This window comes from Azospirillum sp., assembly GCF_035627195.1.
In the GTDB taxonomy this organism is placed as follows: domain Bacteria; phylum Pseudomonadota; class Alphaproteobacteria; order Azospirillales; family Azospirillaceae; genus Azospirillum.
This window is the reverse complement of record NZ_DASPMG010000027.1, coordinates 1-13,935: the sequence shown is the minus strand read 5'-3', so window position 1 is coordinate 13,935 and position 13,935 is coordinate 1. Positions and strand designations below refer to the sequence as shown.

Here is a 13,935-nt window from a genome sequence, read left to right as displayed (position 1 = left end):
CATGCGGCATAACCGGAAGGGCTAAGCCGCGTAAGTCGGCGGCGTCAGTCGGCGGCCTCCGGCGCGCGGGCGGACTGCACGACGGCGACGTTGCGGCGCGTCTCGCGGTGCAGGATGTAGAGGCCGCTGGCGACCACGATGGCGACGCCGGCCATGGTCTGGACCTGCGGCACCTCGCCCCACAACAGCCAGCCGAACAGGGCGGCGCACAGGATGGAGGCGTAGGAGAAGGGCGCGATCACCGCCGCCGGGGCCAGGGCGTAGGCGCGCGTCAGGAACAGCTGCGCCATGCCGCCGGTCAGGCCGCAGGCCGCCAGCAGGCCGAGGTCGGCCCAGGTCGCCGGCGCCACCCAGACGAACGGCAGGCCGATGCCGCACAGCACCGTGGAGGTCAGCGTGAACCAGAAGACGATGGTGTTGGGCGGCTCCGTCCGGCTCAACTGGCGGATCTGAACCATGGCCAGCGACTGGGCGAAGGCGGCGCAGATCGCCACCAGCGCGCCGAACTGCAGCATGCCCGACCCCGGCCGGCTCATCACCAGCACGCCGACGAAGCCGACGGCCACCGCGCTCCACCGGTGCACGCCCACCCGCTCGCCCAGCAGCGGCACGGACAGGGCGGTGAGGAACAGCGGTGCCGTGAAGTTGAGCGCCACCGCGTCGGCCAGCGGCAGCAGGTGGAACGACCAGAACATCAGCGTCATGGAGGTGAGGCCGATGCCCGCGCGCCAGAGGTGGGCGCCCGGCCGTTCCGTGCGCAAGGACCGGAAGCCGCCCTGCATCGCCACCGCCAGCGCCACCGGCACCAGCGCCACGGCGTTGCGGAAGAAGGTGACCTCCAGGACCGGGTAGCGTTCCGCCGCCAGCTTGATCAGCACGTTCATCACGGCGAACAGCGTCACCGACCCCAGCATCATGACGATGCCGCGCGGCGTGTTGTCGGTGCGCACGAAAGCCGGCTTTCCGGCTGGCGGTGGGGCGGGGGGAGGGGAGGCGTTCACGCTGCGCATGCTAACAAAGCGGAACCGCCCGCGTCACCGATGGGTGACGCAGGCGGTCATGCCGTGCGCGTATGGCCGCGTTGCGGCCGTGCCGTCCGGGAGGAGCGGGCGTTCAGCGGAACTTCAGAAGGTCGCCGATTTCCTGCTCGGCGCGCAGCCAGTGGTTCATCTCCTGCCCTTCGGGCCGGCCTTCGCGCTCCCAGATCTCGTAGGCGCGCTCCTGGACCATCTTGTTCTGCTGGCCGCGCAGCAGCCCTTCGGCGATGTGCATGTTGACGCGCGCCAGCGACACCAGCTTGCGCGCCTCGATGGCGCCTTCCGTGGCCTCCATCGTCGTGGCGCTGACGAACTGCGCCAGGCTCTTGAGGTTTTCCTTGATCTCCGGCGCCAGCTGGTTGGTCTCGTCCTGCACCACGGTCTTGATGGCGACCCAGAGCTTCAGGTTGTGGTCCAGCGCGGTGCTGACCTTATCGGGCGTGTCCGCCTCGATCAGCAGGGTGGCCGAGTGCATGAGCGCCAGCGCGTCCTGCTCCAGCATCGTGAAGTTGGTGCGCAGGATGGCCTCGGCCCCGGCATCGGTGGCGGCGAGGTCGGCCGCGGCTGCGGCGGTGGCGGTCTTACGCTTGGCCATGGATGCTCCCCTGCTGGTGCTGTGATGCTGCTGGTGCTGCGGAAATCGCGCAGTATTGCAGCGAGGCATCAGACCGTGTTGGCGTTAAGATAGGGTTAACGGAAGTCCGGCGGGGCAACCGGCGCGCGCGCTGCGGCATCCGGTCGCGACCGGGGCTGGCCAAACTCTGTTCCAAACGTGTACGAAGCGATGGCTTTGCCGTGGCGGCAGGCGCGGCGACAGGCCGATCACTGTCCCAGCAGCGCGCCGAACGGCAGGCGGTAAGTAAAGCCGACGACGTTGCTGTCGTTTCGGCCGTCGCTGCCGCTCATGGTGCGGCTGTAGCCCAGCGTGACGCGCGACTGGTTCTCGAACTGGTAGCCCAGCTCGATCTGCGAGCGGTACTGGACGGCGGCGTTGCCGTCGCGCGGCGCCGGGGTGAAGTAGCCCGCCCCGACGCTGGGGGTGAAGACGAAGGACCCGAGCGGCACGTCGACCAGCACGCCGCCGGCGCCGCGCACCGACCCGTCGGCGGTGGGCACGTTGCCGACCCAGGGCTTCAGCGTGGCGTAGGGTTCCAGCCAGGGGATCAGCGAACCGCCGATGCGGAACTTCTGCTGGTGCAGGTCCTGCAAACGGTCGGACGCCTGGAGGTTGGTGGAGTAGTCGAGCGAGCCGAGCTTCCAGTCGCGCAACAGGTCGCCGGCGTTGCCCATGTCCTGCGCGTGCGCGGTGTGTGCGAGCGACAGGCCCGCCACGACGGTAAGAACGGCGGCGGCAAGAACGGCGATGGTTCCACGGCAACGGCTCACGGCACGGACTCCTGACCGCCCCACGCCCGGGCAGTATGCACCGCAAAATTTTTCAATTCTGTCAATAAGGGCACCCGTGGGGATTTTGCAAGGGGGGTGGGGTGCTACCCCTTTCCGACCAAGGACGGAAAGGGGAATGGCCGCGATCAAAACGCCCTTTGCGGCCTGCGTTTGCGTGTATTACCATTGTGAGTAGCGGAGTATGCATAACGCGCAGCGTGAGCGCGAATGGCGCCTGCGCGGAGGGGGCAGATCATGGCGGCGATGACCGGAACGATCGGCAACGACCTGCTGTCGGGCACGGCCGACGCGGACGTCATCTCGGCGCTGGACGGCGACGACACCGTCCTGGGCGAGGGCGGCAACGACACGCTGTGGGGCGGCTTCGACAACGACCTGCTGTCCGGTGCCCTGGGCGACGACGTGATCTACGGCAACCTCGCGTCCGACACGCTGCTGGGTGATGCCGGCCTCGACACGCTGTACGGCGGGCAGGGCAGCGATACGCTGTCCGGTGCCGACGGCGACGACGTGCTGTACGGCAACATGATGTCCGACCTGCTGCTGGGTGAGGCCGGCGACGACACCATATTCGGCGGCCAGGGCAACGACACGCTGTCGGGTGCCGACGGCAACGACGCGCTGTACGGCAACCTTGGCAGTGACGCGACCTATGCCGGCCTCGGCAACGACACGGTCGTCGACAATGCGGGCAACGACACCCTCTATGGCGGGCTCGGCGACGACATCCTCGACGCCAGCTATGGCGATGACCAGGTGTACGGCGAGGAGGGCAACGACGGGCTGGCCGGCGGCGACGGAAACGACATGCTTGCCGGTGGCGCGGGCAACGACTTCTTCTACGGCGACGCCGGTTCGGACACGATCCATGGCGACGACGGCAACGACACCATCTGGCCGGGCGCCGGTGGCGGTTCGGGTTACAACGGCGGCATCGGCGACCTGATCTACGGCGGCAACGGCGACGATCTGGTGTTCATCACCAGTCCCTCGTCGGCTGGGCCGATGGCCATTCCATTCCTGGTATCCGCTTACGGCGACGCCGGCAACGACACGATCGACGGCAGCAGCGTCTCCTACGTTCGGTGGGTGTGGTACGAGGGCGGCCGAGCGGGCGTCGCGCTGTTCGGCGGTGACGGCAACGACCTGCTGAAGGGGACGGGCTACAGCGACACGCTGTCCGGCGGGCAGGGGAACGACACGCTGCATGGAAGCGACGGCGGGAACGACTACGCCTTCGGTGGTGACGGCGACGACCTCATCGTCCTGACGAAGCAGCTGCAGGGCATGGTCGACGGCGGGGCCGGCAACGACACGATTCATGTCGGCAACGCGGTGGACTATTCGTCGACCGGGCCGACCGTCCATGGCGGCGCCGATGCCGACGTGATCGTTCTGAACAACGTCGGCTACACGTCCGTCAGCCGGGACAGCGTCGTGGCGACGGTCGCCGACTTCCAGGACGGTGTCGACCGGATCCAGCTCAGCGGCTTCGGCGGGGGCGCGGCGCAGATCCTGGAGGCCGGCGGCTACCGCTCGGTCGCCGGCACCATCGCCTACAAGGCGGACGCCGACGGCGCCAACGCGCTGACCGCCTACGTGCACGGCATCAACGGCGAACTGCTGGCCATCCGCATCGTCGGCGTGCGCACGCTCGACGCCACCGACATCGCGTTCCTGTGAGGGGCAACGGACCATGGCTTTGATAACCGGAACGATCGGCAACGACCTGCTGTCGGGCACGGCCGACGCGGACGTGATTTCGGCGCTGGACGGCGACGACACCGTCCTGGGCGAGGGCGGCAACGACACGCTGTGGGGCGGCTTCGACAACGACCTGCTGTCCGGTGCCCTGGGCGACGACGTGATCTACGGCAACCTCGCGTCCGACACGCTGCTGGGCGACGCCGGGGTCGACACGCTGTACGGCGGGCAGGGCAGCGATACGCTGTCGGGCGCCGACGGCGACGACGTGCTGTACGGCAACATGATGTCGGATGTCATGCTGGGCGACGGCGGCAACGACACCATGTTCGGCGGCCAGGGCAACGACACGCTGTCGGGCGCGCTGGGCAACGATTTCCTGTGGGGCAATCGCGGCGACGACCTGAACTATGGCGACGACGGCAACGACACCATCAGCGACGGCGAGGGCAGCGACACGATCTACGGCGGCTTCGGCGACGACATCCTCGACGGCGGACATGAGACCGGCGGTCTCAACCGGATCTATGGCGAAGAGGGCAACGACGGGCTGGGTGGCGGCTGGGGAAACGACGTGCTCGACGGCGGCGCCGGCAACGATTTCATGTTCGGCCGGTCTGGCATCGACACCCTCTACGGAGGCCTCGGCGACGATACGATCTGGACCGGCGACAGCGTCCGGTCATCCGACGACAGCACCGATCTGGCGTACGGGGGCGAGGGCAACGACCTCATCATCATTCTTGAGGAACGTCCCTGGCATGATGGCAGTTTGCCTTGGTTTGTCCGGCCCCGGTCGATCTACGGGGATGCAGGCAACGACACGATCGATGCCAGCGCGGTCGATACCGCCGTCGGCCGGATGACGACCGCCGGTTTGTCAGAGCTTAGCGTCGAGTACTACGGCGGCGAGGGCGGCGACCTGATCAAGGGAGCCGCGTTCGCCGAAGAGATCCACGGTGGGGCGGGCGACGACACCTTGTACGGCGGGATTCAGGGGCGCGACACCTATTACCATTTCAACGCGGGCATGGACACGATCCACGGCGGCGACGGGAACGACATCCTGGCGCTGGGTCCGCAGAGCCTGTCCCGGACCGCGACCGGCGGCGTGCTGTCGGGTGGCGCGGGCGAAGACACGCTGTACGCCGCCAACGCGCTGCCGGCATTCTCGATCTACAGCGCCGGGCCGACGCTGGCGGGCGGCGCGGACACCGATCTGTTCGTCGCCAACGCCGTGGGTCACAAGACGCTGACCGAGGATCGGGTGATGCTCAACGTCGCCGATTACCAGGACGGCGTCGACCGCATCCAGCTGAGCGGCTTCGGCATGACCGGCGCGGTGCAGTTCCTGGACGCCGGCACCTTCCGGTCGGTCGGCAACACGGTGGCCTACAAGGCGGACGCCGACGGGACGAACGCGCTGACCGCCTACGTCCACGGCGGCAACGGCGAGCTGCTGGCCATCCGCATCGTCGGCGTGCGCACGCTCGACGCCACCGACATCGCGTTCATCTAAGGAGCGACGGACCATGATGGAAACGCTGAACGGAGGCCTAGGGGCCGACTTCCTGCGCGGAACCGCCCTGGACAGCTGGATCGACGCCACCGACGGCGACGACACGATCCTGGGGGAAGGCGGCAACGACACGCTGATCGGCGGCTTCGACCTTGACCTCATGTCGGGCGCGGCGGGGCACGACATGATCTACGGCAATCGCGGCAACGACACGCTGATGGGCGACGACGGCGAGGACACGCTGTACGGCGGCCAAGGCGACGACCTGCTGACCGGCGGCCTCGGCAACGACATACTGTACGGAAACATGATGTCGGACCAGATCACCGGCGAAACGGGCGACGATACCGTGTTCGGCGGCCAGGGCAACGACATCATCTTCGGCGACGCCGGGCACGACCGGTTGTACGGCAACCTCGGGGCGGACCTGATCTACGGCGGCGAAGGCGACGATCTGCTCTCCAGCGGTCCAAGCGGCTTGGGTCAGATCGGGGGGGATACGCTGTACGGCGGCCTCGGAGACGACACCATCCTGGGCGAAGCCTACAACATCCAGGCGTTCGGCGGTGGCGGCAACGATCTGATCCAGATGTCGGGTGGCTCCTCCTCCTTCGCAGACGGGCTGCCGCTGGCGCGTGTCTACGGCGACGATGGCAACGACACCATCACCGGTCGCGCCGACGGGCAAGGTGGGCTCGACAACCTGATCGTCGACGGCGGGGCCGGCAACGATCTCATCTCGTCCATCGGCGGCGTCGATACGGTTTACGGGGGCGAGGGGGACGACACGGTTGTCTCATGGCGGGCGGACCGCAACCTCGTCTACGGCGGCAGCGGCAACGACGTTCTCGATTATTCCTCCGGATACCGCTGCACGCTGATGGGCGGCGACGGCGACGACACCGGCTATCTCGGGCCGATCGTCATGTGGGACGTATTCGTGCCGAACAGCTACCACGTATCCGTGGGTGGGACGTTCCACGGCGGCGAGGGGGCGGACACGGCCGTCTTCCTGGCCGCGCGAAAGACCGAGATCTACGACCCGGCCGCGAACACCGGCACCTATGTCTTCGCCGATTTTCAGGACGGGTCCGACAAGATCAGGCTGTCGGGCTTCGGCACCGGCACGGCGACCTTCGTCGAGGCGAGTGGGTTCCGCTCGGTCGACGGGACCGTCGCCTGGCAGGCGGATACGACCGGCGCCAACGCCGTGAACGTCTTCGTTCGCGGCTTCAATGGCCAGTTCATGGACATCCGCATCGTCGGCGTGCGCACGCTGGATGCGGGCGACCTCACGTTCGTGTGAGGCCGGCCGCTACCCGAAGAAGCCGATGCGCTGGGTGATCGCCCCGCCGACGCGGGCGATCAGCTCGTACAGGCCGGTCAGCGGGCGGAAGATGCGTTCGTTCTCCAGGCGGTAGTTCTGGCTCTCGTCGCTGACGTAGGTGGCCGGTTCGCCGAAGTCGACACCGTCCATGGCGACACCGGCGGTGACCGGGAAGATCACCTCCAGCTGCGCCACCGCGGTGGGGATGTCCAGGTGCAGGATGCGGTTCACCACCCGCTCCCGCGTCGTCTGGTGCTGGCTGGAGAACTCCGGCACGTGGGTGGCGAGGCGGAACACCTCGTGGATCACCGCCAGCCGCACGGCGTGCAGCAGCCGCAGGCCCGTCCGCGCCCGGTCGTCCAGCAGGGCCGCACAGCCGGCCCCCGTGCGGGCCAGCCCGTCGCGCAGCACCGCGTGGTCGCGGAACAGCTTGCGGTAGACGCGCATCTCGCGCACGTGGGACGGGTTCTCCTCCAGATGCGCGGCGAGCTGGCGCATCTCCTCCGCCCGCCCACGGTCCTTGGCGTGCGCGGCCAGCGTCAGCCACAGGCCGGGGTTCAGCATGTCGACGTAGGCCTTCAGCGCGTCGGGATCGGCGATGGCGAAGCCGTACTCCACCACCCCCAGCAGCTCGCGGAAGCGGCGCGACGTGCGGTAGAGCTGGGCGAAGCGGTCCGGGTCCTTGTCGATGGCGGCGCCGAAGCCGCCGATGACGTTGGCCGGCAACCCCATCTGCATGAGGATGGCATTGTGCGGGATGGCGCGGATCTGCGTGGCGCTCTGCTGGTCCACCGATTCGGCCGAGCCGTCGTGCTGGCGCTTGAAGGCGCGGCTGCCCGACGTGTAGAGGAAGTTGGCGCCGAACGCCGTGAGCAGCACGGCGTAGTTCGGGTCGCGCATCAGCGACACCTGGAACTCCTTCACCGTGGTGAAGAGTTCGGTGATGTAGTCGTTCTCGTCGTAGAACGGGTCGCCGGTGCCGCCGTCGCGCGCGCCCAGCATGTATTCGGCGATGCGCGTCACCACGGCGAAGGCGGTCGTCTCGGTGGTGAAGTACAAAAAGCCGTCGCCGCCCTGGAAGCTGACCTCCTGCTTGAACGCCACCCCTTCGGCCTGGAGCGTGTGCAGCCAGGCGGGCGGGGCGATGTAGGACAGGCGCTGGGCGAAGCTGGCCGGATGCGCGCCGCGGCCGATGGATTCGCCGTGCGTGTCGAAGACGACCAGCTGGACGTTCTTCAGCCCGTGCTTGCGGAACAGCCGCGCCACGCGCAGGCGCAGCCGCTCGATGGATGCCGCGGCCGGCGTCTGGCCCAGGTAGCGGCCGGCGTCGGAATAGCCGGTCTGGATGCACAGCCGGCCGCGCCTTTCCACGTAGGCGCGGTAGTGCGGGTTCTCCAGGAGCGTGTCGATGACGCGGCTGCCCAGCTCCAGCGCCCGCTCCGTCTCGAACAGCGGTGAGATGTCGAGGGTGTCGGCGATGCCGAACAGCTTGGCGTAATAAAGCGCGGTGAGCACCGTGAAGGCGGTCTCGCTCTCGGCGATCAGGAAGCGCACCGGCGTCGAGGCGTCGGCGTACTTCAGCATCTGCGCCACCACCATGAACAGGCGCTTGGCCGAGGTGCGCTCGGTGATCAGCGAGCCGAAGTTGATGCTGACCGGCTTCACCTCGTCCAGCAGGCCGGTGAGGCGCTCCAGGTAGGACTGGCGGTAGCGCGGGTCGTCGGGGGCCGTCTCCAGCCCCACCACCTTGCGGATGGCGTTGTGCAGCTGGGTGGAGTTGATGCGCACGTGCGTGTGCGCCATGCCCAGGCCGGTGTTCGCCAGTTCGGCGCGCAGCACGCACAGCCGCAGCACCGCGCCGGCGGCGGGCGCCCCCTGCGGGCCCAGCAGGCGAATGGCGCGGTTCACCCGCTCCACCAGGAAGCCCGCGTCGACGAGGCGGAACGACTGGTCCTCGTGCATGCGGCGGGCGACGCGCTGGATGCTGCGGTAGGCGTCGGATTCCTGCGGGTCGTGGTCGGCGAAGACGGCGATCTCGTCGGTCACCTCGTGCACGGCCAGGACGAGGCGGGATTCGATCTGCTCCAGCGTGTGGTGCAGCTCCTCGTCCTTCGGCACCAGGGCGCGGATGCCCTCCAGGTCGGCCAGGTAGTGGCGGAGCTGCTGCACCTGCACGCGCAGCCGCTTGTGCAGCGTGTCGGTCCAGGTGATGTCGGAGCGGCCGTCGATGTCGTAGCCGACCCAGCTGGCCACCGTCAGCAGCCGGGGCGACAGCTCGGTCCAGCGCTCGGGGTACAGCTCGGCCGCGACCTCGAAGACGATGGCGTAGAGGCGGCGCAGCGCCGTCTGCACGTTGCCCAGCGCCATCAGGGAAAGCTCGTGCTCGCGCGCCAGCGAGATGCCCTCGTCCGGCCGGTGCTCGGCCGCCGCGGCGCGGGCGACCAGCTCGGCCCGCTCCTGCTCGGTCAGCGGCTTGCCGGCCGGGTTGCGGCCGGTGGCGAGGCAGGCCAGCGCGGTCATCAGCGGGCCCGACAGGTTGAACGTCGGGTGCGCGGTCATGACGATGCCGAACGCCTCGCGCTCGACCGTCGCGCGGAAGTCGTCGAAGGGGATGGGGGCGGCGGCCCCTTCGGGTTGGGCGATGGCGCGGAACAGGGCGCGCAGGCGGTCGGCGTTGGCCTGCGGGTCGACCTCGCCCAGCTTGGCGGCGAAGCGCTCGGCCCGGCCCAGGAAGCCGTCGGCCGACAGGTACTGCACCAGCTGCTCCAGCGAGCCCAGGGTCAGGGCGCCGTCGGCGATGCGGCGGTTGATCTCCAGTGCCAGATGCAGGATGGGGTTGGTGAACGGGTCGTCCTCCGCCTCGCGCGCGAAGCGGTCGAGGCAGCCGGCCAGTTCGGTGGCGAGTGCGGCCGGATCGAAGCCGGGATCGGCCGGGAAGCGCACGGCGGAGGCCGGCAGCAGCGGCCGGTTGCCCTGCAGCGCGTCGCGCAGCGACGGCGCCGGAGTGGCGGGGGCCGGTTCCGGGGCCGCCGCCGGGGGCGGGGGAGCGGTGCGACGGGCCCGAATGGGCTTCACCTCGGCCTCGGTCATGGTGCAGCGCCCCCACCTTTTGTTTGCAGTGCGGCGGGAACGATGCGGTGCCCCCGGTGCGGTGTCAACCGCCGGTTCGGGTAGGTTCCGCTCAGCGGGAAAGGGGTGGGGAACCGACGACCATCTGCGCCAGCTGAAGGGCGCGATCGGCATCGTCATCGGTGAACGGGCGACCGAGATAATAGTCGGCGTGGACGCGCAAATCCTTCAACTCGCCGAACACCCGGCGTGCCATCACCACGGCGCGCGGCAAGCCATCCTGAAAGCGCATCGTCTTCAGCCGATTGCCGACCTCGGCGTGCCCGGCGTTGGGCGCGGAGGGATCGAGGCCGAAGTGGCGGGCGGCGAAGTGGTAAACGGCGTAATAGCAGGCGTGCGATGCGGATCGGCGATGAGCCTCGCTCGGGTCCGCCGCATCCAGCAGGTTTTCGGCGACGCGTACCCAGTCTTCAGGCCGCATCGCCATTCCGCACGTAACGCAGGTAGGCACGTCCGAGGAATTCGGGAAAGCGCGTTTCGATTTCCCGCTGAACCCGCTCTTCCAGGTCGGCGTACGCGCGATGCGGGCGCGCGACGGTGGGCGGGACGGGCACCGTGACGATGTAGGACGTGTCCCCGAGCACGTCTTCCGCGGTCACGCCGCAGTCGACGGCGAACACGGCTTCGGCAGCCGCCTTGTACGCCATGGCGGCATCGAGGTTCAGCGTGTCGATCTTCCGTGCGGGCTCGCCCATGGGCATAGAGTGTGGCGCGTCTGCGGCAAAGTCAACGCGGGCCTCGCCCGGACCATCTGCGCCGACCGCATCGATCCGCGCGGTGGTATCATGCCGCCATGCCGCACCAACCTGCCCCGTCCGCACCGGACCAGGAGCCGGTGATCGCGTTCCTGGGCGACCCGCGCACGCACGGCGGGCGGGCGGTGGAGCGCGTGGACACGCATGGGGCCGTCGTCTTCCTGGCCGGCGACCGCGCGCTCAAGCTCAAGCGCGCGGTGCGCTTTCCCTACATGGACTTCTCGACGATCGAGAAACGGCGGGCGGCCTGCGAGGCGGAACTGCGGCTGAACCGGCGGACGGCGCCGACGCTCTACCGCAGCGTGTTGCCGGTGGTGCGGCGGCCCGGCGGCGCGCTGGCGCTGGGCGGGGAGGGGGAGGCGGTGGACTGGGTGGTCGACATGCACCGCTTCGACGGCGCCATGCTGTTCGACCGCATGGCCGAGCGCGGGGAACTGGCGCCCGCGCTGATGCGCGAGCTTGCCGAGGCGGTGGCGGCGTTCCACGGCGACGCCGAACCCCGGCCGGACGGCGGCGGGGCGGCGGCCATGCGTACCGTGGTCGACGGCAACCTGGAGGAGCTGCGGGAGCGCGGCGACCTGTTCGATGCGGCGGCCGTGGCGCGGCTGGCGGCGCTATCGGGTGCGGCGCTGGAGAGGAATGCGGAGCTGCTGGAAACGCGACGGGCGGGCGGCTTCGTGCGGCACTGCCATGGCGACCTGCACCTGCGCAACATCGTGCTGCTGGACGGGCGGCCGACGCTGTTCGACGGCATCGAGTTCGACGAAAGCTTCGCCGTCGTCGACGTGCTGTACGACCTTGCCTTCCTGCTGATGGACCTCGACCGGCGGGGGCTGAAGGATCTCGGCAACGCGATGTTCAACCGCTACTTGGAACGCACCGGCGACTACGGCGGGCTGGCGCTGCTGCCGCTGTTCCTGTCGGCGCGGGCGGCGGTGCGGGCCAAGGTGGAGGCGGCGGCCGCGGCGGCGCAGGCGGACGCCGGGGCGGCCGGGGCGCGGCGGCGGGACGCGGTGGCCTGCCTGGAGCACGCCGTCGCGGCGCTGGAGCCGGCGCCGCCGCGGCTGGTCGCCGTCGGCGGGCTGTCGGGCACCGGCAAGACGACGCTGGCCCGCGCGCTGGCGCCGGACCTGGGGGCGCCGCCCGGCGCCCTGGTGCTGCGCAGCGACGTGCTGCGCAAGCGCCTGTTCGGCCGCGCCGACGCCGAGCGCCTGCCGGCCGACGCCTACACGCCGGAGGTGACGGCCCGAGTCTATGCCGAGATCGCCGAACGGGCGCGGGCGGCGCTGGCCGCCGGCACCGCCGTGGTCGCCGACGCCGTCTACGCCCACCCGGACGAGCGGGCGGCGATCCAGGCCGCCGCGGCGCAGGCCGGGGTGCCGTTCCGCGGGCTGTGGCTGGAGGCGGAGCTGCCGGTCCGCGCCGGGCGCGTGGAAGGGCGGGCGGCGGACGCCTCCGACGCCACGGTGGACGTCGTGCGCCGGCAGGAAGAGTACGACCTGGGTTCCCTTGGAACTTTTGCAGGCTGGGTGCGCGTGAATGCCGCGGGGAATCCTGCGGAAGTGCTTGCGGCCGCACGGGAATCCCTGTCCTAATTTGATCGGTGCTCATTCGATAGGGCCGGACACGCGCCGCGGCGTTGCGTTATGATGAACGGCAACGGGCGCCCGTGCCCGACCCAGGGATGGAACAGGGCCCGCCCCGGTCACCGGGGAAAGACGGCCCGGGGAGAAAGACCGTGTCCATAAAATCCATTCTCGTGCCCCTTGCCGGCGCCGACACCGATCCGGTGGCGCTGTCCGGGGCCTTCGCCGTCGCCCGCCAGTTCGACGCGCACGTCGACGCGCTGTTCGTCAAGCTCGACCCGCGCGACGCGGTGCCCATGCTGGGCGAGGGCATGTCCGGCGCCATGGTGGACGAGATCATGCGCGCCGCCGAGGGCGAGGCGACCAGCCACCTCGTGATCGCCCGCCGTCACTTCGAGGCCGCCGTGCAGGCCGGGCAGGTCAACCTGCTGGAAGGCCCGCCGTCGCCCGAGGGCGTCTCCGCCCGCTGGCGCGAGCTGGTCGGCCGTTCGGAGGAGGTGGTGCCGCAGGAAGGCCGCCTCAGCGACCTTCTGGTCTTCGCCCACACCGCGCTGGACACCGAGGCGCAGACCTACGCCACCGTGGAGACGGCGCTGCTGGGTGCGGCCCGCCCGCTGCTGCTGACGCCGCTGCGCAACCCCGCCAGCATCGGCCGCCGCGTCGTGCTGGCCTGGAACGGCAACACCGAGGCGGCGCGCGCCGTGGCCGGCGCTATGCCGTTCCTGCGTCAGGCCGACAGCGTGCACGTGCTGACCGCCGAGACCTCGGTCACCCAGGCTGCGACCGGTCGTCGCATCGCCGAATATCTGGCTTGGCACGACGTTAACTGTCAGTTAACTATTCTGCGACCGGGTTCGGAGGCCGTCGGCCGGGTGCTGATGGAGAAGGCGGGCGAACTCGGGGCCGACCTCGTGGTGATGGGCGGCTATGGACACAGCCGGATGCGGGAGATGATCCTGGGCGGTGTCACCCGTTACGTGTTGAGCCACGCCGGCCTTCCGGTGCTGATGGCCCACTAGAGACCGACGCGCGACGCGCCCCGCGGCCACATCCGCGGGGCCAACGCCCTCCACGCCGGACGGTCGTCGCCCCGCGCAGGATTCCGGCCCGAAAAAGGGAAGGAAACGCGCCATGTTGACCATCGAGGACTGCATCGCCCTCAGCGACCTGTCGGAAGAGGAAATCGACGCGATCGCCGAGCACGAACACCTGCCGGAAATGCTGGCGGTGGAGTTGGGCTGCTGCCTGGAGCACGACCCCGAGGGGCGGCGGCGGATCGCCGCCTTCATCCGCGACGACATCGCCAACGCCTGCGCGCACGGCGATTCCCGCCACGCGGCGGCGCTGATGGGCGTGCTGCGGGTCTATCTGTCCCATCACAAGGATCTGTACGCGCCGCGGAATGGGACAGGGAACATGGCGGCCTGAAAACGATTAATCTGGCGGAGAAGACGGGCGCGCCGGGGATCGT

Annotated in this window: 12 protein-coding genes; 6 read left to right on the top strand and 6 right to left on the bottom strand. The window is 69.5% G+C overall.

The genetic code is table 11. The annotated features are described in order from the left end of the window. Positions 1–44 precede the first annotated feature (44 nt). The 3 genes from VED21_RS01915 to VED21_RS01905 all read right to left on the bottom strand — a co-directional run bounded on the left by VED21_RS01915 (position 45) and on the right by VED21_RS01905 (position 2,423). Entirely contained in the window at positions 45–950 is a 906-nt protein-coding gene (locus VED21_RS01915; protein WP_324880617.1) for a DMT family transporter, read from the bottom strand. Between the two features lie 163 nt (positions 951–1,113). Continuing rightward, entirely contained in the window at positions 1,114–1,632 is a 519-nt protein-coding gene (locus tag VED21_RS01910; RefSeq protein ID WP_324880616.1) for a DUF2934 domain-containing protein, read from the bottom strand. A gap of 227 nt (positions 1,633–1,859) precedes the next feature. Next, complete coding sequence (locus VED21_RS01905; protein ID WP_324880615.1) at positions 1,860–2,423, bottom strand: acyloxyacyl hydrolase; 564 nt, start codon at positions 2,421–2,423, stop codon at positions 1,860–1,862. Positions 2,424–2,678: 255 nt separating this feature from the next. Here VED21_RS01905 and VED21_RS01900 point away from each other — a divergent pair, with 255 nt between their 5' ends. The 3 genes from VED21_RS01900 to VED21_RS01890 are packed head-to-tail and all read left to right on the top strand — an operon-like array spanning position 2,679 to position 6,973. Next, positions 2,679–4,127, top strand: coding sequence for a calcium-binding protein (locus VED21_RS01900; protein ID WP_324880614.1), 1,449 nt, complete (start codon positions 2,679–2,681; stop codon positions 4,125–4,127). A 13-nt stretch (positions 4,128–4,140) separates the two neighbouring features. After that, positions 4,141–5,667: a calcium-binding protein gene (locus tag VED21_RS01895; RefSeq protein ID WP_324880613.1), complete on the top strand. Its 1,527-nt coding sequence runs from the start codon at positions 4,141–4,143 to the stop codon at positions 5,665–5,667. Between the two features lie 13 nt (positions 5,668–5,680). Continuing rightward, positions 5,681–6,973: a calcium-binding protein gene (locus tag VED21_RS01890; protein ID WP_324880612.1), complete on the top strand. Its 1,293-nt coding sequence runs from the start codon at positions 5,681–5,683 to the stop codon at positions 6,971–6,973. Positions 6,974–6,982: 9 nt separating this feature from the next. Here VED21_RS01890 and VED21_RS01885 read toward each other — a convergent pair whose 3' ends face one another. The 3 genes from VED21_RS01885 to VED21_RS01875 all read right to left on the bottom strand — a co-directional run bounded on the left by VED21_RS01885 (position 6,983) and on the right by VED21_RS01875 (position 10,818). Continuing rightward, the gene (locus tag VED21_RS01885) at positions 6,983–10,084 is read right to left on the bottom strand and encodes a phosphoenolpyruvate carboxylase (RefSeq protein ID WP_324880611.1); all 3,102 of its coding nucleotides are present in this window, start codon (positions 10,082–10,084) and stop codon (positions 6,983–6,985) included. 91 nt (positions 10,085–10,175) lie between these two features. After that, complete coding sequence (locus VED21_RS01880; RefSeq protein WP_324880610.1) at positions 10,176–10,544, bottom strand: hypothetical protein; 369 nt, start codon at positions 10,542–10,544, stop codon at positions 10,176–10,178. Continuing rightward, positions 10,534–10,818, bottom strand: coding sequence for a hypothetical protein (locus VED21_RS01875; protein ID WP_324880609.1), 285 nt, complete (start codon positions 10,816–10,818; stop codon positions 10,534–10,536). Before VED21_RS01875 ends, VED21_RS01880 begins: the two co-directional genes overlap by 11 nt. A 98-nt stretch (positions 10,819–10,916) precedes the next feature. Between VED21_RS01875 and VED21_RS01870 the strand changes: the two genes are divergently transcribed. The 3 genes from VED21_RS01870 (at position 10,917) to VED21_RS01860 (ending at position 13,892) form a co-directional block, all read left to right on the top strand. After that, positions 10,917–12,473 (top strand): AAA family ATPase, encoded by a 1,557-nt coding sequence (locus VED21_RS01870; RefSeq protein WP_324880608.1) that lies wholly within the window; start codon positions 10,917–10,919, stop codon positions 12,471–12,473. Positions 12,474–12,616: 143 nt separating this feature from the next. Then, complete coding sequence (locus tag VED21_RS01865; RefSeq protein ID WP_324880607.1) at positions 12,617–13,483, top strand: universal stress protein; 867 nt, start codon at positions 12,617–12,619, stop codon at positions 13,481–13,483. Between the two features lie 112 nt (positions 13,484–13,595). Then, positions 13,596–13,892, top strand: coding sequence for a hypothetical protein (locus VED21_RS01860; protein WP_324880606.1), 297 nt, complete (start codon positions 13,596–13,598; stop codon positions 13,890–13,892). Positions 13,893–13,935: the final 43 nt, after the last annotated feature.

Bases quoted from the DNA above. Each gene is read 5' to 3' on its own strand.
- VED21_RS01910 (WP_324880616.1), bottom strand. From the start codon at position 1,632: ATGGCCAAGCGTAAGACCGCCACCGCCGCAGCCGCGGCCGACCTCGCC.
- VED21_RS01900 (WP_324880614.1), top strand. From the start codon at position 2,679: ATGGCGGCGATGACCGGAACGATCGGCAACGACCTGCTGTCGGGCACG.
- VED21_RS01895 (WP_324880613.1), top strand. From the start codon at position 4,141: ATGGCTTTGATAACCGGAACGATCGGCAACGACCTGCTGTCGGGCACG.
- VED21_RS01890 (WP_324880612.1), top strand. From the start codon at position 5,681: ATGATGGAAACGCTGAACGGAGGCCTAGGGGCCGACTTCCTGCGCGGA.
- VED21_RS01885 (WP_324880611.1), bottom strand. From the start codon at position 10,084: ATGACCGAGGCCGAGGTGAAGCCCATTCGGGCCCGTCGCACCGCTCCC.
- VED21_RS01880 (WP_324880610.1), bottom strand. From the start codon at position 10,544: ATGCGGCCTGAAGACTGGGTACGCGTCGCCGAAAACCTGCTGGATGCG.
- VED21_RS01875 (WP_324880609.1), bottom strand. From the start codon at position 10,818: ATGGGCGAGCCCGCACGGAAGATCGACACGCTGAACCTCGATGCCGCC.
- VED21_RS01870 (WP_324880608.1), top strand. From the start codon at position 10,917: ATGCCGCACCAACCTGCCCCGTCCGCACCGGACCAGGAGCCGGTGATC.
- VED21_RS01860 (WP_324880606.1), top strand. From the start codon at position 13,596: ATGTTGACCATCGAGGACTGCATCGCCCTCAGCGACCTGTCGGAAGAG.